General features: G+C 66.1%; 21 protein-coding genes and 1 pseudogene. 10 read left to right on the plus strand and 12 right to left on the minus strand.

Going from position 1 to position 17,926, the window contains the following annotated elements; genetic code table 11:
* Nucleotides 1–211: 211 nt before the first annotated feature.
* The gene (locus tag ACVWW6_RS13570; RefSeq protein ID WP_456680858.1) at nt 212–664 is read right to left on the minus strand and encodes a nuclear transport factor 2 family protein; all 453 of its coding nucleotides are present in this window, start codon (nt 662–664) and stop codon (nt 212–214) included.
* A gap of 261 nt (nt 665–925) precedes the next feature.
* On the opposite strand from ACVWW6_RS13570, the gene ACVWW6_RS13575 reads away from it, so the two are divergent.
* Nucleotides 926–1,162 (plus strand): hypothetical protein, encoded by a 237-nt coding sequence (locus ACVWW6_RS13575; RefSeq protein ID WP_304548405.1) that lies wholly within the window; start codon nt 926–928, stop codon nt 1,160–1,162.
* 210 nt (nt 1,163–1,372) lie between these two features.
* A complete protein-coding gene (locus ACVWW6_RS13580; RefSeq protein ID WP_456680859.1) occupies nt 1,373–1,654 on the plus strand; it encodes a hypothetical protein in 282 nt (93 codons plus the stop codon).
* A 91-nt stretch (nt 1,655–1,745) separates the two neighbouring features.
* On the opposite strand, the gene uvrB is transcribed toward ACVWW6_RS13580, so the two are convergent.
* The 4 genes from uvrB to ACVWW6_RS13600 all read right to left on the minus strand — a co-directional run bounded on the left by uvrB (nt 1,746) and on the right by ACVWW6_RS13600 (nt 6,307).
* Nucleotides 1,746–4,673 (minus strand): excinuclease ABC subunit UvrB, encoded by a 2,928-nt coding sequence (uvrB, locus tag ACVWW6_RS13585; RefSeq protein ID WP_456680860.1) that lies wholly within the window; start codon nt 4,671–4,673, stop codon nt 1,746–1,748.
* 93 nt (nt 4,674–4,766) lie between these two features.
* Nucleotides 4,767–4,997 carry a hypothetical protein gene (locus tag ACVWW6_RS13590; protein ID WP_060910467.1) on the minus strand — a complete coding sequence of 77 codons (231 nt, stop codon included), beginning with the start codon at nt 4,995–4,997 and terminating at the stop codon, nt 4,767–4,769.
* A gap of 30 nt (nt 4,998–5,027) precedes the next feature.
* The gene (locus ACVWW6_RS13595) at nt 5,028–5,252 is read right to left on the minus strand and encodes a hypothetical protein (RefSeq protein WP_028174685.1); all 225 of its coding nucleotides are present in this window, start codon (nt 5,250–5,252) and stop codon (nt 5,028–5,030) included.
* 137 nt (nt 5,253–5,389) lie between these two features.
* The gene (locus ACVWW6_RS13600; protein ID WP_028174686.1) at nt 5,390–6,307 is read right to left on the minus strand and encodes a LysR substrate-binding domain-containing protein; all 918 of its coding nucleotides are present in this window, start codon (nt 6,305–6,307) and stop codon (nt 5,390–5,392) included.
* Between the two features lie 305 nt (nt 6,308–6,612).
* On the opposite strand from ACVWW6_RS13600, the gene ACVWW6_RS13605 reads away from it, so the two are divergent.
* The 3 genes from ACVWW6_RS13605 to ACVWW6_RS13615 all read left to right on the plus strand — a co-directional run bounded on the left by ACVWW6_RS13605 (nt 6,613) and on the right by ACVWW6_RS13615 (nt 8,421).
* The gene (locus ACVWW6_RS13605) at nt 6,613–7,392 is read left to right on the plus strand and encodes a TSUP family transporter (protein WP_456680861.1); all 780 of its coding nucleotides are present in this window, start codon (nt 6,613–6,615) and stop codon (nt 7,390–7,392) included.
* Nucleotides 7,389–7,619 (plus strand): hypothetical protein, encoded by a 231-nt coding sequence (locus tag ACVWW6_RS13610; RefSeq protein ID WP_060910469.1) that lies wholly within the window; start codon nt 7,389–7,391, stop codon nt 7,617–7,619. The genes ACVWW6_RS13605 and ACVWW6_RS13610 overlap by 4 nt, the downstream gene beginning before the upstream one ends.
* A 103-nt stretch (nt 7,620–7,722) precedes the next feature.
* Nucleotides 7,723–8,421, plus strand: coding sequence for a glutathione S-transferase family protein (locus tag ACVWW6_RS13615; RefSeq protein ID WP_271555172.1), 699 nt, complete (start codon nt 7,723–7,725; stop codon nt 8,419–8,421).
* Nucleotides 8,422–8,544: 123 nt separating this feature from the next.
* Here the strand turns inward: ACVWW6_RS13615 and ACVWW6_RS13620 are convergent, their stop codons facing one another.
* Nucleotides 8,545–8,754 carry a cysteine-rich CWC family protein gene (locus ACVWW6_RS13620; RefSeq protein ID WP_053815149.1) on the minus strand — a complete coding sequence of 70 codons (210 nt, stop codon included), beginning with the start codon at nt 8,752–8,754 and terminating at the stop codon, nt 8,545–8,547.
* A gap of 114 nt (nt 8,755–8,868) precedes the next feature.
* Here ACVWW6_RS13620 and ACVWW6_RS13625 point away from each other — a divergent pair, with 114 nt between their 5' ends.
* The 3 genes from ACVWW6_RS13625 to ACVWW6_RS13635 all read left to right on the plus strand — a co-directional run bounded on the left by ACVWW6_RS13625 (nt 8,869) and on the right by ACVWW6_RS13635 (nt 12,121).
* Nucleotides 8,869–10,431: a DUF1800 domain-containing protein gene (locus ACVWW6_RS13625; RefSeq protein ID WP_456680862.1), complete on the plus strand. Its 1,563-nt coding sequence runs from the start codon at nt 8,869–8,871 to the stop codon at nt 10,429–10,431.
* Nucleotides 10,432–10,433: 2 nt separating this feature from the next.
* Nucleotides 10,434–11,651, plus strand: coding sequence for a DUF1501 domain-containing protein (locus ACVWW6_RS13630; RefSeq protein WP_456680863.1), 1,218 nt, complete (start codon nt 10,434–10,436; stop codon nt 11,649–11,651).
* A 146-nt stretch (nt 11,652–11,797) separates the two neighbouring features.
* Nucleotides 11,798–12,121: an antibiotic biosynthesis monooxygenase family protein gene (locus tag ACVWW6_RS13635; RefSeq protein WP_008544592.1), complete on the plus strand. Its 324-nt coding sequence runs from the start codon at nt 11,798–11,800 to the stop codon at nt 12,119–12,121.
* A 16-nt stretch (nt 12,122–12,137) separates the two neighbouring features.
* Here the strand turns inward: ACVWW6_RS13635 and ACVWW6_RS13640 are convergent, their stop codons facing one another.
* From ACVWW6_RS13640 to ACVWW6_RS13665, 6 genes are all read right to left on the minus strand, one after another.
* Nucleotides 12,138–13,079: an aldo/keto reductase gene (locus ACVWW6_RS13640; protein WP_161536689.1), complete on the minus strand. Its 942-nt coding sequence runs from the start codon at nt 13,077–13,079 to the stop codon at nt 12,138–12,140.
* 252 nt (nt 13,080–13,331) lie between these two features.
* Nucleotides 13,332–13,787 (minus strand): GNAT family N-acetyltransferase, encoded by a 456-nt coding sequence (locus ACVWW6_RS13645; protein ID WP_027548413.1) that lies wholly within the window; start codon nt 13,785–13,787, stop codon nt 13,332–13,334.
* A gap of 72 nt (nt 13,788–13,859) precedes the next feature.
* Entirely contained in the window at nt 13,860–14,663 is an 804-nt protein-coding gene (locus ACVWW6_RS13650; protein WP_028174692.1) for a PAS-domain containing protein, read from the minus strand.
* 129 nt (nt 14,664–14,792) lie between these two features.
* Nucleotides 14,793–14,987 (minus strand): hypothetical protein, encoded by a 195-nt coding sequence (locus ACVWW6_RS13655; RefSeq protein WP_074077493.1) that lies wholly within the window; start codon nt 14,985–14,987, stop codon nt 14,793–14,795.
* Nucleotides 14,988–15,024: 37 nt separating this feature from the next.
* On the minus strand, nt 15,025–15,201 hold the full coding sequence (locus ACVWW6_RS13660; protein ID WP_007596747.1) for a hypothetical protein: 177 nt from the start codon (nt 15,199–15,201) through the stop codon (nt 15,025–15,027).
* A 153-nt stretch (nt 15,202–15,354) separates the two neighbouring features.
* Nucleotides 15,355–16,005 (minus strand): glutathione S-transferase family protein, encoded by a 651-nt coding sequence (locus ACVWW6_RS13665; protein ID WP_011090153.1) that lies wholly within the window; start codon nt 16,003–16,005, stop codon nt 15,355–15,357.
* A gap of 376 nt (nt 16,006–16,381) precedes the next feature.
* On the opposite strand from ACVWW6_RS13665, the gene ACVWW6_RS13670 reads away from it, so the two are divergent.
* Both ACVWW6_RS13670 and ACVWW6_RS13675 read left to right on the plus strand, forming a co-directional pair.
* Nucleotides 16,382–16,570: a hypothetical protein gene (locus ACVWW6_RS13670; protein ID WP_038965400.1), complete on the plus strand. Its 189-nt coding sequence runs from the start codon at nt 16,382–16,384 to the stop codon at nt 16,568–16,570.
* A 67-nt stretch (nt 16,571–16,637) separates the two neighbouring features.
* Nucleotides 16,638–17,841 (plus strand): annotated as a pseudogene (locus tag ACVWW6_RS13675) (pyridoxal phosphate-dependent aminotransferase).
* The last annotated feature ends 85 nt before the right edge of the window (nt 17,842–17,926 follow it).

The raw sequence follows: 17,926 nt of genomic DNA on the forward strand, positions 1-17,926 counted from the left end.
TTTACAACAGAACCCCGTAATCTTCCGGGGGGCTCAAGCGTACGAGCGCTGGTTCCCGCATTCTCGGTGTCGTCCTGGCGAAAGCCAGGACCCATAGCCACCGAATCCTGCAATGGGCACGCTAGCGGTTAGCAAGGTGCCACCATATCGGCAGTCGGGGTAATGGGTCCTGGCTTTCGCCAGGACGACGTCGCGAAGAGCGCGGTCGGGATTAACCCCCGTCCACCCGCGCCCCCACGATCAGCGGTCCGATCTCGCGCTCCAGCACCTGCTGCACCAGATCGTAGGAATCGATGATCTCGCGGATCTGCGCCACCTGTCCGTTGCGGAAGGTGTAGAACACCGCCATGTCGAACTGCACGACGCGGTCGTTGCTGCGCTTCCTGAAATAGGTCTGCATGTAGGTGGCGACCTCGTCGCCCTCGGCGACGATATGCGGCGCCTTGTAGCGGATCTCCGAATAGCGCACCCAGACCGTCTGCCAGAGCGCGCGCAATTCGGCCTTGCCGTGGCGCGGCACCATGTGCGGCAGGATGTCGATCGGCGCGTGGGTGAGGAAGTCGACATCGTCGGTGCAGCACGACAGCGCGGCCTCGATGTCGCCGCGCGCGAAGGCGTCGAGCAGATGCACGACGCGCTGGCGATTGAGCTTCTCGACTGTCATTCCGCCCGTCCTCATTGGCCGCATGGCGTTGCGCAACGCTAACGCGCGGTTTCGCGCACCGGCAATCCGCGAAACCACAGGAGTGTTGCAGTCGATATGACGCGCAAGCGCAATGCCAGGTTCATGGCTGCAATTATGGGTTGAGCGCCCGTGCGCCTGCACGAAATCGCCTTGCGCAATGCCGGGGCCGCGCAGGCGCGTGGAACCGCGATGCGCCCGCGCCCGTTGAGACGCCGACACCGAATCCGGAGACATCGATCCATGAAATCCCTCCTTCTCGCCGTCACTGCCGCGCTTCTCATCTGTGGTGCGACCTCCACCGCCAACGCCAAGGGCTGCATCAAGGGCGCCGTCGTCGGCGGCGTCGCCGGCCACTATGCCGGCCATCACGGCGTCCTCGGCGCCGCCGCCGGCTGCCTCTACGGCCGGCACCACGCCAAGGAACAGGAAAGGCAGCGGCAACAGCAGGGCCAGGTGAACGGGCAGGGGAAGCTGTAGCTCCCTGTCATTCCGGGGCGCGCCACTTGGCGCGAACCCGGAATCCATCTCGCCTCTTGTTCCGGCGCCAAAAAGGCGCGTGACCCAACTCACATCACCCGCGCGGCATCGCGACTAACGTCATCCCCAAAGTCCCGCCTGCACAACGCGATCGAGGGCCTCGCGCTGACCGCGACCCTCCAGAGCTTCCCGACCTTCGCCACCGCCGCGATGCTGCTCAAGCTGCTCGGCAACCACGACCTCGTCGGCGACCCCGGCGTCGCCATCTTCGTCGCAATCGCCTCGCTCGCCCACGCGCTGCTCGCGGTGGCCGTGGGTCCGAGCTTCCCCGCCTTCTTCAAGACCGTCTACGAACCAAAGTTCTTCGAGGCCCACCTATCGCTCGCTGAGAAGATCACCGCCTGGCGCACCCAGCCGGTCGCCTCGCTCCAGCCCGTGACCATCGTGCTGCTGCTGTCGGTGATGGCCGTGGTGACGGCGAGCGTGGGGTGAGGGAGATATCTCTCCCTCGTCATTCCGGGGCGCGACGAAGTCGCGAGCCCGGAATCCATAACCACGAACAACGCGGATGACCCCGCGCCCCCTACCTCTTCTTCCACCCGCCGCGATGCCCCGGCGCGCCGCCGCTGGAGCGCGGGGTGGGGCCGAACTCCGGTCCTGACTGTCGCGAGTCCGTCGGCTGGATGATCCGGCTCGTGCTGCCGAACGGCTTTGCGGGCAGGCTCGGCTTCTCGCGGTAGGGCAGCGATTCCGGGCCGTGCATCTCGTCGAGATGCGGCTTGTGCACCTTCGAGCCGCTGCCGACGCCGCTGGCCTTCAGCGCGGAGCTCACGGTTTTCCTCTTCATCGCGCTGACGGGCAGGTTCGCCGCGTCGCCGTACTTCTTGGTGCCGGCATAGGCGCCGGCCTTGCCCTGGACGGTGCGCTGCTTGGCGGTGGGGTCGTCGACCACCGCGAGTTCGGTGGCGCGCAGGCGCTTGACTTCGTCGCGCAGGCGCGCGGCTTCCTCGAAGTTCAAATCGGCCGCGGCCTCGCGCATGCGGGTTTCGAGATCGGCGAGCACGGCTTCGAAATTGTGGCCGATCGAGATGACGTCGTCGGTCATGTCGTGGCCGCCGACCTCGACCAGCACGTGGTCGCGCTCGTAGACGGAGTTGAGGATGTCGCCGATCTGCTTCTTCACGCTCTCCGGCGTGATGCCGTTGGCGGTGTTGTACTCGACCTGCTTCTCCCGGCGGCGGTTGGTCTCCGCGATGGCGCGCTCCATCGAGCCGGTCATCTGGTCGGCATAGAGGATCACCTTGCCGTCGACGTTGCGCGCGGCGCGGCCGATGGTCTGGATCAAGGACGTTTCACTGCGCAAAAAGCCTTCCTTGTCGGCGTCGAGAATCGCGACCAGCGCGCATTCGGGAATGTCGAGGCCCTCGCGCAGGAGGTTGATGCCGACCAGCGCGTCGAAGGCGCCGAGCCGGAGATCCCGGATGATCTCGATGCGCTCGATGGTGTCGATATCCGAGTGCATGTAGCGGACGCGAATGCCCTGCTCGTGCAGATATTCGGTGAGGTCCTCGGCCATGCGCTTGGTCAGCACCGTGATCAGCGAGCGATAGCCGGCCTGCGCGGTGGCGCGGACTTCGCCGACGAGATCGTCGACCTGGGTGCGGGCGGGGCGAATGTTGACCGGAGGATCAATAAGCCCGGTCGGGCGAATGACCTGCTCGACGAACACGCCGCCGCTCTCGTTCAGCTCCCAGCCGCTCGGCGTCGCCGACACCGCGATGGTCTGCGGCCGCATCATGTCCCATTCCTCGAAGCGGAGCGGGCGGTTGTCCATGCAGGAGGGCAGGCGGAAACCGTATTCGGCGAGCGTCGCCTTGCGGCGGAAGTCGCCTTTGAACATGGCGCCGATCTGGGGGACGGTGACGTGGCTTTCGTCGGCGAACACCAGCGCGTTGTCGGGCACGTATTCGAACAGCGTCGGCGGCGGCTCGCCGGGCAGGCGTCCGGTGAGATAGCGCGAATAGTTCTCGATGCCGGCGCAGCTTCCGGTCGCCTCCATCATCTCGAGGTCGAAGGTGGTGCGCTGCTCCAGCCGCTGCGCTTCCAAAAGGCGGCCCTGGTCGTGCAGCTGATCGAGCCGCTGCTTCAATTCCGATTTGATCGACTTGATCGCCTGCACCAGCGTCGGGCGCGGCGTCACATAGTGCGAGTTGGCGTACATCTTGATGAATTCGAGCTCGTCCTGCTTGTGGCCGGTGAGCGGATCGAACTCCTCGATGGTCTCGATCGTGTCGCCGAACAGGTTCACGCGCCAGGCGCGGTCCTCATAGTGCGCCGGGAAGATGTCGATGACGTCGCCTCTGACCCGGAAGGTGCCGCGGGTGAAATCGGCCTGGGTGCGCTTGTACTGGAGCGCGACGAGGTCGGCGATCAGCTGGCGCTGGTCGATGCGCTCGCCCTTCTTCAGCGCGAAGGTCATCGCGGTGTAGGTCTCGACCGAGCCGATACCGTAGATGCAGGACACCGAGGCGACGATGATGACGTCGTCGCGTTCGAGCAGCGCGCGCGTCGCCGAGTGGCGCATGCGGTCGATCTGCTCGTTGATGGAGGAATCCTTCTCGATATAGGTGTCGGTGCGCGGCACGTAGGCTTCCGGCTGGTAGTAGTCGTAATACGAGACGAAATATTCGACCGCGTTGTGGGGGAAGAAGTTCTTGAACTCGCCATAGAGCTGGGCGGCCAGCGTCTTGTTCGGCGCCAGGATGATGGCGGGGCGCTGCGTCGCCTCGATTACCTTGGCCATGGTGTAGGTCTTGCCGCTTCCGGTGACGCCGAGCAGCACTTGGCTGCGGTCGTTGCGCTGGATGCCCTCGACCAGCTCGGCGATCGCGGTCGGCTGGTCGCCGCGCGGTTCGTAGTGCGACTTGATCTCGAAGCGCACGCCACCTTCGGACTTTTCCGGGCGCGGCGGCCGATGCGGGGTCCATACCTTCGTGGAGCCGTCGTCCTTGCGGAACTCCGGCCGGCCCTCGCGGATCAGCGACTCCAGCGCATCCGCGGTCGCCTTGACGCCGAGCGCCTCCATTTTGCTGCGCGGCGGACGCGCCAGCGCCTCGGCATCGTCCTCCTCGGTGGGCAGCCCGAGCTGCCGCGCCAGTTCCGGATCGAGCGTCGGGATCGTGGCCGCGGTGCCGTAATTGGCCTGCGGCGCCTCGTCGAGTCCCGCCGGGCGGTCACTGGGAAAGTCCTTCGGCGTCGAGGCGCGCGCGCGATGCGCGGCGGCCTCGCCCCCGGCGCGGCGGTCGCGCGAATTATCCGGCGGCGGCTGCAGGCCGGTGCCCGATCCAAGCCCGGCATCGCCGCGGTTGATGGCGGGATTGAGCAGCTCGGCCAGCGCCGGCCCGATCGGCTGCACGTCAGGGCGGTGCGCCTTCGAGTTCGGGGCCTTGGACGGAGCCTTGGACTTGGGGGATTTGCCGGATTTTTCGGAGGATGCAGGTTTCTTCGCCATGAGGCGAATATGGGACGAGTCCGCCCCTCAGGAAAGGGCGAATGCCCGTCCGTGCGCAGGCTGCTGACAGCAGGTTGGCAGCAGGCCGAAACGTCACGCCGCCGGCAGCGGGCCCTCGTTGTCCTCGGCCGTCCCATGCGGCTTGAGGATGTCGAGGTGGATCCCGCCGCAATCGGTGCAGCGCATGGTCCAGTACTCGCACCCGGCGCGGCCGCCGATCACGCGGAGCACCGTGAGATCGCCGTCGCATTCGGGACAATTCGACAGGACGGCGCGGTTGTAGATCCGAGGCCGCGCTCCGTCGTCGAATTCGGTGATTGACATGACCGGTTCCCCTTCGCCGTCCCTGACCGATTATTCGTCGTCGCTGTCGGCCCGCCGGCGGAAGCGATCGATGTGGTGCTTGGCATCGGCAATCGCGGCGTCGCGATCGGGCCAGGCGAAGCCGACCTCCATGGCCGGAAACAGCACGCCGTCGATGGCAACCAGGCTGAAATCGGCGCGCCGGATGCGGGCGTGCCACAGCCCCTTGCCAGCTTCGAAGGATTCGATGTCAAAGCCGTCGTAGATGGTCGTCATTGGTAGTCCCCGGAGTGTCTTGGTCGAGTCTGTTGCTCGAGCGCCTTGTTGGAGGGTCAGGGGACCACGTTTGCGGATTTCAGGATGTGAAGCGGTTCACATGCGACGGGGTTTTTTGCCCGCGGAACCGCTGAATTTCAGTTCCGCGCGGTGGTGCGGCCGGTGCGCCTCGCCGGACGGGCGGCGGGTTCCGACGCCGCCCGCATGATCCAGCGGCGGAACGCGGCAAAGTCGCGCTGCTCGGTCTGGAAGCTGCGATAGACCAGATACCAGCGCATGCCCTTGGGCACCGAGAGGTCGAACGGCGCTACCAGGCGCCCGGCGGCGAGATCGTCGTCGATGTAGGGCCGGATGCCCATGGCGATGCCGAGCCCGTCGGCGGCGGCCTGGAGCGCCTGGCCGTAAAACTGGAATTCCGGCCCGCGCGCATTGATGCGCGCGAGGTTGGCGGCCTTCAGCCAGATCGGCCAGTCCTCGGCTGAATGTGCGACGCGGATCAGGCTGGGTCCCCTGAGATCGGCCGGGCGCTTCAGGCTCGCGGCGAGACGGGGCACGCAGACCGGCGTGAGGTCGCCGGCGAACAGCGGCTCGGCGACGAGACCGGGCCAGTCGCCGGTGCCGAGCTTGATGCCGCAGCTCCAGTCCTCGCCGAACGGCACCGACGCGCCGCCGGTGGTGAAGCGCACCTCGATGTCGGGCTCCTCGTTGCGAAACTCCGACAGGCGCGGGATCAGCCAGCGCATCGCAAAGGTGTGGCCGACGCCGATGGTGAGCACGCGGACGCTGGAGGGGGCCGTCACCTGCGCGGTCAGGCTGGCGAGCGCATCGAAGATCGGCGTCAGCCCGCTCTGATAGGCGCGTCCCGCCTGCGTCAGCACCAGCCTGTTGGCCTTGCGCTCGAACAGCGCGACGCCGAGCCGCTCCTCCAGCAGATGCACCATGCGGCTGACCGCGGCCGCCGACACGTTGAGCTCGACGCCCGCCGCAGCAAAGCTGCCGGTCCGCGCCGCCGCCTCGAATGCCTTGATGCCGTTGAGAAAGAGCAGCCGCCGCAAATGACCGACCCTCAGGAAAGCTGATGCCAGGGCAAGATAACTCAGTTTGCGCGAGGGGAGCAAGCGAGGCAGAAATATCAGCGTAATCCACGCTGATTTTGTCGAGCGGGAGGCTGCTTCTTCGCCTCTCCCCGCCTGCGGGGAGAGGCCGGAATTTGCGACAGCAAATTCCGGGTGAGGGGGAGTCTCCGCGAGTCCAACTGCCACCTCCCTTGTGGAGGCTCCCCCTCACCCCACCCTCTCCCCGCAAGCGGGGCGAGGGAGAGCGCAGAGTCTGCGTCCCTCACTTGCCACGGAGACCCCGCGTGACGCCCATGATGATCGCTGCCCTTGGATTGCTGATGGTCGCCACCGCGTTCCTGTCGGGGCTGTTCGGCATGGCGGGCGGGCTGATCCTGATCGGCGTGCTGCTGGCCCTGATGCCGCTGCCGACCGCGATGGTGCTGCATGCGATCACGCAGATGGCCTCGAACGGCTGGCGTGCGTTCCTGTGGCGGGCGCATATCCGCTGGCGGCCGGTCGCGAACTATATGGTCGGCGCGACCATCGCGCTCGCGGCCTGGTCGCTCACCCGCTACGTGCCTGACAAGCCGATGGCGCTGCTGCTGCTCGGCATCACCCCGTTCATGGCGCGGCTGCTGCCGACGAACATCAAGCCGGACCCTGATAGGCTCTGGCAGGGCACCGTCTATGGCACGATCTGCATGGGCTTGATGCTGATGACCGGCGTGTCGGGGCCGCTGCTCGACACCTTCTTCCTCGGCGGCGATTCCGGCCGGCGCGAGAAGGTGGCGACGAAGGCGATGTGCCAGCTCGTCAGCCACTTCACCAAGCTGATCTATTTCGGCGGCATCATCGACCAGGCCGCGAGCCTCGATCCCGTGCTCGCCGGCGTCGCGATCGCAGCATCCATGCTCGGCACCACGCTCGCGCGCCGCATTCTCGAAGCCATGACCGACCAGCAATTCATCGTCTGGTCGAACAAGCTGATCACCACCATCGCCTGCTACTACGTCGCCTATGGCGGCTGGCTCCTGGTTCGCACCCCGGTGCTGGCGGCCTTCGACAAGGGAGGTTTGCAATGAGCGAGACTGCCGATCCGCTGGTGCTGGACTTCGTCGAATGGGTCGCGCGCGAGCCGCGCGCCTATGCCGAGGTGATTTCGACCTGGAAGACCTCGTGCCCGCGCCTCACCATCTGGGAAGACGCCGCCGACCGCGGCTACGTCGCGCGCGAGACGGTTGCAGGCCTCGGGCTGGTGATCGCGGTCACGGAGGAAGGCGAGAGGTTCTTGCGCACGCACGGGCGGTGAGGTCTCCACATCATCATTGCGAGCGCCAGCGAAGCAATCCAGAATGTCTCCGCGGCGGCAGTCTGGATTGCTTCGCTGCGTTCGCGATGACGGAGCACCGGCCATGTCGCTCAAACTGTTCGAACTCGTCGGCACCGACGCCTCGCGTCCCTTCAGCCCGTATTGCTGGCGCACGCGGATGGCGCTGGCGCACAAGGGGCTGGCGGCGGAATCACTGCCCTGGCGCTTCACCGAGAAGAGCGCGATCGCGCCGCACGGCTCGGAGAAGGTCCCGGTGCTCCTGCATGATGACAAGCCCGTCGTCGATTCCTGGACGATCGCGAACTATCTCGAAGACAGGTTTCCGGATCGCCCGTCGCTGTTCGGCGGCGAGGGCGGCCGCGCAATGGCGCGCATGATCAACGCCTTCGGCGACATCGCCATCGTCGGCGGCATCTTTCCGCTGATCATCGCCGACATCGCGAAGAATCTCGCCGACGTCGATGCCGCCTATTTCCGCCAATCGCGCGAGGCGCGCTTTGGCGGCAAGACGCTGGAAGAGATCATGGCCAGCCGCGATGCCGGCGTGGTCGCCTTCCGCAAATCGTTGGAGATGATGCGGCAAACGTTGAAGAAGCAGCCCTTCATCGGCGGCGGCGCGCCGAACTATGCCGACTACATCGTGTTCGGCGGTTTTCAGTGGGCGCGCGTGACGAGCCCGTTCAAGCTGCTGGAGGCGGATGATCCGGTCTACGCCTGGCGCGAGAAGCTGCTCGATGCGTTCGACGGCATGGCGCGGACCTCGCCGGGGCATGCGGTGTAAGTTTTGTCGCTTCGTAGGGTGAGCAAAGGCGCAAAGCGCCGTGCCCACCATCTCCCCACACGCGCAATGAAAATGGTGGGCACGCTTCGCTTTGCCCACCCTACGATACTGCCGTAGCCCGGATTACGCTTGCGCTCCATCCGGGCTACGCGCCGCCGCCTTGCGCAGACAGTCCCGGCACAAACAGTCCTCGCCCTTGACCGGCATCGGCAGTCGCGCGGTTTCCTCCGCGCACCAGCAGGTGCCTGAGAGGTCGCAGCCGAACTCGGTGCCGCAGCGGGAGCAGGTGAGACGGCGCGGTTCCTGCATTGAGGATTCTTTCGGAATTGTCATGATTTGCGCAAAAGCTGTGCCGTCATTTTCATGTCGGGTTCATCTCCCGCCGCGGTATATTATCCGCCGCGCACAGACCAGGAAAGCGGTTGGCAATCCGCGAAGGACAAATCGATGGCCCGCGATTCGCAAGCCGCCCTCGTCGCGCTCAACCGCTTCGGCTTCGGCGCCCGCGGCGGGGCATCCGGCGATCTGATCAACGCGGCGTCCGATCCGCGCGGTTTCGTGAAGGCGGAACTGGCGCGCCCCAACGGCGTGCTGCTGGAAGCGCCCGGCCTGCTATCGACGCCGCAACTCGGCCAGGCCGTGTTCGCCTATCAGGACGAGGTCAAGCAGGCGCGCGAGGCCGCCGCCAAGGCCGGCACGCCGCCCGAAGCACAGCCGCCGCAGCCGCCGGCCGATCAGAAGCCCGGGCCCCGCCGCAATCTCTCGCTGAACACGGCTGCGACCGAGATCGCCGGCCAGATGGCCGAAGCCAAGCCGGCCGACGCTGCGGCGAAGCCCGAGACCATGCAGCCGAACATGGCTGCACCGCCGGCCGCAAAACCTGCACCGCAGCCGCTCAACGTGATCCAGAAAACCTTTCGTGCCGAAGCGCTGGCGCGCTTGCAGCGTGCGACGCTGGTCGAGTGCGGCTTCACCGAGCGGCTGGTCGTGTTCTGGTCCAACCATTTCTGCATCTCCGCGAGCAAGGGCGAGCTGGCGCGAATCTGGGCCGGCGCGTTCGAGCGCGAGGCGATCCGGCCGCACGTGCTTGGGCGCTTCGCCGACATGCTCAAGGCGGTCGAGCAGCATCCGGCGATGCTGTTCTTCCTCGACAACCAGCAATCGCTCGGGCCGGACTCGCGGGCGGGGCAGAACCGCAAGCGCGGGCTCAACGAAAATCTCGCGCGCGAGATCATGGAGCTGCATACGCTCGGCGTCGGCGGCGGCTACACGCAGGAGGACGTCACCTCGCTCGCGCGCATCATCACGGGCTGGACCTTTGCCGGAAGGCAAGGCGGGCTCGGCACACCCGGCTCCTTCGCCTTCAACGTCAATGCACACCAGCCCGGGCCGCAAGTGCTGCTCGGCAAGACCTACGAGCCGACGGGGCTGGCGCAGGGCGAGGCGGCGCTCGCCGACATCGCCCGGCATCCTTCGACCGCGAATTTCATCGCGACCAAGCTCGTCAGTCATTTTGTCGCCGACGATCCGCCTCAGGCATTGGTCGCGCGCCTGCGCGACGTCTTCGTCAAGACCGACGGTGATCTCAAGGCCATGGCGACCGCGTTGGTCGATTCTGACGAGGTCTGGAAGGCGCCGCTGACCAAGATGCGCAGCCCTTACGATTTCCTGGTCGCGAGCGGCCGGCTGCTCGCGCGCGTGCCGGAGGATCCCGGCGCCTATCTGAACGGTCTCAATCTGCTCGGCCAGCCGCTGTGGTCGCCGTCCGGTCCCAACGGTTTCCCGGACACCGTTGCGGCCTGGGCCGCGCCCGAAGGCATGAAGCTGCGGCTCGACATCGCCGCGCAGATGGGCGCGCGGCTCGGCAACAACATCGACCCGCTCGACCTGCTGGAATTCGCAGCGGCAGACGCGGCGTCGATCGAAACGCGAAGGACCATCGAGCGCGCGGAATCGCGCCAGCAGGCGCTGGCGCTGCTGCTGATGTCGCCGGAAATGCAGAGGAGATGATGATGATCGACTGCGTCGAGAACCGGCTCCTCACCTCGCGCCGCGGCCTCCTGCTCGGCGGGGCCTCCTTCGCGGCCTGGGCCTATTTGCCGAAATTCGCGCGCGCGGCCGACGGTCGCGATCCCCGGCTGATCGTGGTGATCCTGCGCGGTGCGCTCGACGGGCTCTCGACCGTCGCGCCGGTCGGCGACCCCGATTATGCCGGCCTGCACGGGTCGATCGCGCTCGCGGCGGACGGCGCGCATCCCGCGATCATGCTCGATTCCTTCTTCGCGCTGCATCCGGCTATGCCGGAGTTCGCGCGCATGTATCGCGACATGCATGGCGCGGTGATCCACGCGGTGGCGACGCCCTACCGCGACCGTTCGCATTTCGACGGCCAGGACGTGCTCGAAAGCGGCTATGCCGGCCCCGGCCGGGTGCAGTCCGGCTGGCTCAACCGCGCGCTGGAAGCGCTGCCGCGCGGCGAGCGCGTCTCGAGCGGCCTTGCGGTCGGGCCGACCACGCCGCTGGTGCTGCGCGGCAATGCGCCCACCGTCGGCTGGGCGCCGGTGGCGCTGCCGCAGGCCGACGACGACACCGCGATGCGGCTCGTCGATCTCTACCGTCACCGCGATCCCGCGTTGGCGATGGCCCTCTCGCAGGGCCTCCAGTTGGAGAAGGCCGCAAGCGGCGACGACATGAAGCCGAAGGGCGGCAATCAGGTCGCGCAGATGCGCCAGGTCGCGCGCGGCGCAGCCAAGCTGATGGCGGCCGACGACGGCCCGCGCATCGCCGCGCTCGCCTTCGACGGCTGGGATACGCACGCCAATGAAGGCGGCCCGGTCGGGCGTCTCGCCTTCCTGCTCGGCGGGCTCGACGGCGCGCTCGCCGAATTCGAGAGCGGCCTCGGCGAGCGCTGGCGCGACACCGTCGTCGTCGTCGCAACCGAATTCGGCCGCACCGCGCGCATCAACGGCACCGACGGCACCGATCACGGCACCGCCACCGTCGCGCTGCTCGCCGGCGGCGCGGTGAAGGGCGGCCGCGTCATCTCCGACTGGCCGGGCCTCAAGCCCGCCAACCTCTATGAGGCCCGCGACCTCAAGCCCACCACGGACTTGCGCTCCGTGATCAAGGGCGTGCTGCAAGGCCAGTTTGGCCTGTCCGATCGCGTGCTGGCCGAGACGGTGTTCCCGGACAGCGCAAGCGCAAGGCCGATGAAGGGATTGGTGGCCTAATCCACAAACGCCGTCATTCCGGGGTGCGCCTCTTGGCGCGAGCCCGGAATCCATACTCCCGATCGGGGTTATGGATTCCGGGCCTGCGCCTTGCGGCGCATCCCGGAATGACGAGATAATCGCCTGAGCATCAGGAGAGACCACCCATGTACATCGCCATGAACCGCTTCCGCGTCGCCAAGGGCTCCGAGGCCGCCTTCGAGCAGGTCTGGCTCTCGCGCGACACGCATCTGGACAAGGTGCCGGGCTTCGTCGAATTCCATCTGCTGCGCGGCCCCGAGCTCGAGGACCACACGCTGTATGCCTCGCACACCGTGTGGGCGAACCACGCGGCGTTCGAGGCGTGGACCAAGTCGGAGGCTTTTCGGGCCGCGCATCACAAGGCCGGCGACAACAAGCCGCTTTATCTCGGCCATCCGCAATTCGAAGGCTTCGAAGTGATGCAGACGGTGGGGCGCGGCGCGAAATAGCGCCGCGCTTCAAACGTCAGCCCAGGGTGATCGTGTCGATCTCGGCAAGATCATCAGTGCTGAGCTTCCACGCGATCGCCTTGACGTTTTCCTCGATCTGCTCGACGCGGGTGGCGCCGGCGATCACGCTCGACACCTGCGGGCGCGCGGCGAGCCAGGAGAAGGCAAGCTCGAGCATGCTGTGGCCGCGCGCCTTGGCGAAGGCCTGGAGCTTCTCGACGATGTCCTCGTTGCGCGGAGTGACGTAGCGGTCGCGCAGCCGCGGCACCTTGCCGAAGCGGGTGTCGTCAGGCGCGCTCTCGCCCTTCCGGTACTTTCCGGTCAGGAGTCCGCTGGCGAGCGGGAAGAACGGCAACAGGCCGAGCTTGTATTCCGTTGCTGCCGGCAGCAAGTCCTTCTCGATGTCGCGCACCACCAGGGAATATTCGTCCTGGCAGGAGACGAAGCGGCTGACATTCATCGCGCGTGCGACGTACTCGGCCTCGGCGATCCGCCAGGCCGGAAAGTTCGAATTGCCGATGTAGCGGACCTTGCCCTGCCGGACGAGATCGTCGAGCGCGCGCAAGCTCTCCTCGATCGGCGTCAGCGGGTCATAGTCGTGCTGCTGGTAGAGATCGATGTAGTCGGTCTTCAGCCGCTTCAGGCTCGCTTCCACGGCGGCCATGATGTAGCGGCGCGAGGCGCCCTGCTTGGTTCCGTCCTCCGCCATCGGCTTGGAATATTTCGTCGCCAGCACGATGTCCTTGCGGCGATCGCCCAGCACAGTGCCGAGCACGTTTTCCGAGCCGCCCATGTTCGAATAGATGTCGGCGGTGTCGAACAGCGTGATGCCGAGGTCGAGCGCGCGATGGATCACCTTGCGCGAGGTCTCGAGGTCGGTGCGCTGGCCGAAATTGTTGCAGCCGAGCCCGACCGCAGACACGCGAAGGCCGGAGGCGCCGAGATTGCGAATTTCCATGGGAGATCCTGTCAGACGAGCAGCAGCACATTGTGACCGCGGTGCACCGCGCCAGCAAGCTGCTCGCCGCGCTGCTGCCATGCCGGCAGAGCGGACAAAAAAATGCGGCCCCTGTCAGACGCGGCGACTGACGGGGACCGCTTTGGGGCGCTTGATCGGTGACGGGGGGCCTGATCAGACGCAGGTGGAGCCTAGTCCCGCTATGTAACGCGTAGGTGACAGCGGGAGTTATCCACAGGCTGCGTGCGAGGATCAGAACAGCTTGCGATAGACGATGAAGCCGGACCGCTCCGCGACCTTGTCGTACAGGCGCTGCGCCGTGACGTTGGTCTCGTGCGTCTGCCAGTAGACCCGCGGCGATCCCGCCAGTTTCGCCCGCTCGTACACGCCATGGATCAGCGCCGAGGCGACGCCCTTGCCGCGCGCGGCCTCCAGCGTGAACAGATCCTGCAAATAGCAGGACGGCTCGATCGCGGTGGTGCTGCGATGGAACAGGTAGTGCGTCAGCCCGAGCAGCCGGCCGTCGCTTTCGGCGACCAGCGCATGCACGGGTTCATAGGCATCGAAGAAGCGCTGCCACGTCATCCGCGTGATCTCGGGCGCGAGCGCGGTCGGGCCCGAACGGCCGTAGAAGGCGTTGTAGCCGTCCCACAGCGGCAGCCATTGATCGTAGTCCTGCTTGGTGACGGAGCGAACGGTGAGCGACATCTGGAAATTCCGCGATCGATGAAGCAACCTTCATACGTGATGAAGGGCGCGTCGATCAATCGTGCTGTGACGCTATTCCGCGGCGCGCAGGTGCCGGATCAGCCTGCGGCCGGTGGGGTCACGCAGCGAACGGTAATAGTCGGCGCGCGAGGGCGCATCGGTGTGGCGCACGAGGTCGGTTACCGGGGTGTAGCTCAGCATGCGCCCGCCATCGGGCAGCGCGGCGCAGACGAAGCGCAGCACCTCGCCACTGCGCAAGGCGATGTTGATCGGCGTGGCATCGCCGATGCGCACCATCTCCATGCGCTGCGCGATGAAGGTGGCGAGCTCGTCCTCCGGCAGCTCGAACGCGCCGGTGTCGCGGCCGTGATACATCAGCGCGACGAAGGGCGGCTTGCCGTCGGCGATGTCGTCCGGCACCGCAAAATAATCGCGGAACGCGCAGTTGATGAATTCGGCGCGCGTCTCGGCATCCAGCAGCACGATGCCGATATCGACCTGGTCGAGCGCGGCCGACAGCCGCGCGGCGGTGGCGTGGCTCTGGCGCTCGGCGGCAAAGGTGCCGAGCAGCCGTTCGCGCATCAGGCCGCTGATCGCGGCAGTGCCGGCGGTCGTCACCGCGAGGAGGCCGAGCTGCGCCAGATCCGCGGTCGCCAAGGGCATGGCGCGGTGGAAGAACAGGAGCAGCACCGTGCCGGTCACGGCGAGGGCTGCGCTGGTGATGGCGGAGGCGAAACCCGACAGCGCGCCGGCAAGCGCCACGATGCAGACGAGCAGCGGTGCGGGCGAGGGGATGGCGCGATCGAAAAGGATCGCCAGCAGCAGGGTCGCCGCTGTCAGCACCGGACCACAGATCGCACGCCATCCGTATCGCATGGGCCTGTCTCGTTCCTCCCTGAACGAGGTAAGGCGGCAACAGTGACTGATGGTTGCACCGGTGCGGTGCGAATTCGTGCGAAGTGCTTAAGGGCGGCTTGCGGCGGTGCGCAAAGCTTTCGGATGATTTTAGACCAAGTGCGCGTGCCTGACGCGTTGCTGCGACGCGGGCGCATTCAGCGTCGAGGTGCCCGAGCTCTTGCGCATGCCGGTGAAAATCAACAGCGACGCCGCGACCAGGATGGCCGCAGTCAGGGTGATTGCAACGACTACCACAGGTGACTTCATCGACGTCCTGTCGCGATGCCGGTCGGCGCGGGTCACGCGGCGCCCTGAAGGCTGGTCCAGGATGAAACGGGAATCAGACCGGCAGGCCCATCGCCATGGTCGCCTTGGTCGACAGCACCGTCAGGGTGACGATCAGGCACAGCGAGAGCGCGGCGACGGCGAGCGAGGCCGCGACCGCGTTGGTCAGCCGGGAAGACGAAACGGTAGCGGGTTGGCCCTGAAAGCCTGCCGTGCCGGACGCCCGAATCATGGGTCTAAATCCTTCAACGTGCGAGCGAATCACCCGCGACGTTCCAGAATTTCCCAGTTTCAACCGGCAATATTGCGGCGGCTGCCGCAACGAAAATGGCGGGATTGCGGCAAAGACGACCCTTATGCCCGCTATTCGCCCGGGCCCGCGCCATCAGGCGCTGGCGGCGATGCTGGCGGGGTCGTCGATGTCGGCCGGCCGCCAGTCCATCGCGACGAAGCCGGGCGCGGCCTCGACGCGCTTCAGCCAGTCCCGGATCGCCGGGAAGGTCGAAAGGTCGAAATCGCAGCGGTCGGCGAGATGGGTGTAGCCGTACAGCGCGATGTCGGCGACCGTGAGCTGGCGCGCGGCAAAATAGGCGTTGGTCTTGAGATGGTTCTCCATCACCTGGAGCGCGCCATAGCCGCGTTCCATCCAGTCCTCCAGCGAATGGGTCTGGAGGTCGCGGCCGCCCTTGACCAGCGACAGCCAGAAATAGGCGGCGCCGATGTTCGGCTCGAGCGCGTGCTGCTCGAAGAACATCCATTGCAGCGCCTCGGCGCGATCGATGCGGTTCTCCGGCGCGAGCGGCGTGCCGACGGCGACGTACCAGAGGATGGCGTTGGACTCGGCGAGATAACGGTTGCCGTCGACCTCGAGAAGCGGCACCTGGCCTGACGGGTTCTTGGACAGAAAGTCCGGCGTCCGGCTCTCGCCGCGCAGAATGTCCACCTCGACCGCTTCGTAAGGCAAGTTCAACAGCGCCAGCGCAAGGCGGACCTTGTAGCTGTTGCCGGAGCGTTGCATCGAATAGAGCTTGTACATTCTGGGAGTTCTAAACCGAGGACGGGAAGGCGCGGCGCTTGTTGCCCCGCAACGCGGCTAAACAATGATGCCGATGCGAATCCGCCGCAAGAGCCAGCCAATAGAAAAACTCGAAAACCCTACCGCACTGCAACGCCACGGAAGATCATTTCCACGCGACGATGCAAATCAGATCACGCTTGCGTCAACGTGTGGATGCGTTGCTCCGCGAGAGGGGCGATCGGTTCAGGGCGCCATGCTTCCACATCGTGATGGCCGGGCATAGCCGTCCGAAGGACGGCGTCGCTTTCGCTCGCCTATGTCCCGGCCATCCACGCCTCGCCGCACGGCAGAAAGAACGTGGATGCCCGGGTCCTTCGGACGGCTAAGCCTGGGCATGACGACGGTCTGGTTTGGCGACGGCAAACACGCAAAATTGCTCCGAGGACAGGCCTTGCCGGATATGAGGGATTCGGACGGCAAAGTTACGGAATATTGCGGGAAATCCCGCCTCGAAACGCCGGAATCCGTAAACTTTTTCGAGATCGGGCCGAAGTTTCTTGCGGCGCAGCGGCACACGTTTTAGGGTGGCTTCATTCCCACAATCAGAGTCGTGACGACCCATGGGTCACGACGCTTGTCAGGAGATGACGATGTCCTTCCTTGCCGCTGCGCTCGACCGTGTGAAGCCGTCCGCGACCATCGCGGTCACGGATAAAGCACGCGCGCTGAAAGCGGCGGGCCGCAACGTCATCGGCTTAGGTGCCGGCGAGCCCGACTTCGACACGCCCGCCAACATCAAGCTGGCGGCGATCCACGCCATCGAAGCCGGCAAGACCAAGTACACCGCGGTCGACGGCATCCCCGAGCTGAAGGAAGCCATCATCGCGAAGTTTCAGCGCGAGAACGGCGTCGTCTAACAAGCCGAACCAGGTCATCGTCGGCACCGGCGGCAAGCAGGTGCTCTACAACGCGCTGATGGCGACCATCAATCCGGGCGACGAGGTGATCATCCCGGCGCCGTACTGGGTCAGCTATCCCGAGATGGTGGCGCTCGCCGGCGGCGAGCCGGTGCCGGTGGTCTGCACCGCGGCGACCGGCTTCAAGCTCGGGGCCGAAGCGCTCGAGCGCGCGATCACGCCGAAGACCAAATGGGTGATCCTGTGCTCGCCGTCGAACCCGACCGGCGCTGCCTACACCAGGGCCGAGCTGAAGGCGCTCACCGACGTGCTGGTCAAGCACCCGCATGTGTGGGTGATGACCGACGACATGTACGAGCACCTCGTCTATGACGACTTCCAGTTCACCACGGTCGCGCAGGTCGAGCCCAGCCTCTACGACCGCACGCTCACCGTGAACGGCGTGTCGAAGGCCTATTGCATGACCGGCTGGCGCATCGGCTATGCCGGCGGCCCTGCCCAGCTCATCAAGGCGATGGCGACCATCCAGTCGCAGTCGACCTCGAACCCGTGCTCGATCGCGCAGTGGGCCTCGGTGGAGGCGCTGAACGGTCCGCAGGACTTCATCCCCGCCAACAACAAGGTGTTCAAGGAGCGCCGCGACCTCGTCGTCTCCATGCTCAACCAGGCGAACGGCATCGAGTGCCCGCGCCCCGAGGGTGCGTTCTACGTCTATCCGTCCTGCGCCGGCACGATCGGCAAGAAAGCGCCGTCGGGCAACGTGATCTCCAACGACGAGCAGTTCGTCACCGAGCTGCTGGAGACCGAAGGCGTCGCCGTAGTGCAGGGTTCGGCCTTCGGCCTCGGCCCGGCGTTCCGCATCTCCTACGCGACCAAGACCTCGGACCTCGAAGACGCCTGCAAGCGCATCCAGCGCTTCTGCGGCAATCTCCGCTGAGCCTGTCGCAAATACCTATCGAAAAGGCCCGCCTCTGGCGGGCCTTTTTATTGTTTGCACGCTTATCGTCACGCGTGATCTGGCA

The sequence above is a fragment of the Bradyrhizobium sp. USDA 3311 genome (assembly GCF_054062495.1).

Bases quoted from the DNA above. Each gene is read 5' to 3' on its own strand.
- ACVWW6_RS13570 (WP_456680858.1), bottom strand. From the start codon at position 664: ATGACAGTCGAGAAGCTCAATCGCCAGCGCGTCGTGCATCTGCTCGAC.
- ACVWW6_RS13575 (WP_304548405.1), top strand. From the start codon at position 926: ATGAAATCCCTCCTTCTCGCCGTCACTGCCGCGCTTCTCATCTGTGGT.
- ACVWW6_RS13580 (WP_456680859.1), top strand. From the start codon at position 1,373: ATGCTGCTCAAGCTGCTCGGCAACCACGACCTCGTCGGCGACCCCGGC.
- uvrB (WP_456680860.1), bottom strand. From the start codon at position 4,673: ATGGCGAAGAAACCTGCATCCTCCGAAAAATCCGGCAAATCCCCCAAG.
- ACVWW6_RS13590 (WP_060910467.1), bottom strand. From the start codon at position 4,997: ATGTCAATCACCGAATTCGACGACGGAGCGCGGCCTCGGATCTACAAC.
- ACVWW6_RS13595 (WP_028174685.1), bottom strand. From the start codon at position 5,252: ATGACGACCATCTACGACGGCTTTGACATCGAATCCTTCGAAGCTGGC.
- ACVWW6_RS13610 (WP_060910469.1), top strand. From the start codon at position 7,389: ATGAGCGAGACTGCCGATCCGCTGGTGCTGGACTTCGTCGAATGGGTC.
- ACVWW6_RS13615 (WP_271555172.1), top strand. From the start codon at position 7,723: ATGTCGCTCAAACTGTTCGAACTCGTCGGCACCGACGCCTCGCGTCCC.
- ACVWW6_RS13620 (WP_053815149.1), bottom strand. From the start codon at position 8,754: ATGACAATTCCGAAAGAATCCTCAATGCAGGAACCGCGCCGTCTCACC.
- ACVWW6_RS13625 (WP_456680862.1), top strand. From the start codon at position 8,869: ATGGCCCGCGATTCGCAAGCCGCCCTCGTCGCGCTCAACCGCTTCGGC.
- ACVWW6_RS13630 (WP_456680863.1), top strand. From the start codon at position 10,434: ATGATCGACTGCGTCGAGAACCGGCTCCTCACCTCGCGCCGCGGCCTC.
- ACVWW6_RS13635 (WP_008544592.1), top strand. From the start codon at position 11,798: ATGTACATCGCCATGAACCGCTTCCGCGTCGCCAAGGGCTCCGAGGCC.
- ACVWW6_RS13640 (WP_161536689.1), bottom strand. From the start codon at position 13,079: ATGGAAATTCGCAATCTCGGCGCCTCCGGCCTTCGCGTGTCTGCGGTC.
- ACVWW6_RS13645 (WP_027548413.1), bottom strand. From the start codon at position 13,787: ATGTCGCTCACCGTTCGCTCCGTCACCAAGCAGGACTACGATCAATGG.
- ACVWW6_RS13650 (WP_028174692.1), bottom strand. From the start codon at position 14,663: ATGCGATACGGATGGCGTGCGATCTGTGGTCCGGTGCTGACAGCGGCG.
- ACVWW6_RS13660 (WP_007596747.1), bottom strand. From the start codon at position 15,201: ATGATTCGGGCGTCCGGCACGGCAGGCTTTCAGGGCCAACCCGCTACC.
- ACVWW6_RS13665 (WP_011090153.1), bottom strand. From the start codon at position 16,005: ATGTACAAGCTCTATTCGATGCAACGCTCCGGCAACAGCTACAAGGTC.
- ACVWW6_RS13670 (WP_038965400.1), top strand. From the start codon at position 16,382: ATGACGACGGTCTGGTTTGGCGACGGCAAACACGCAAAATTGCTCCGA.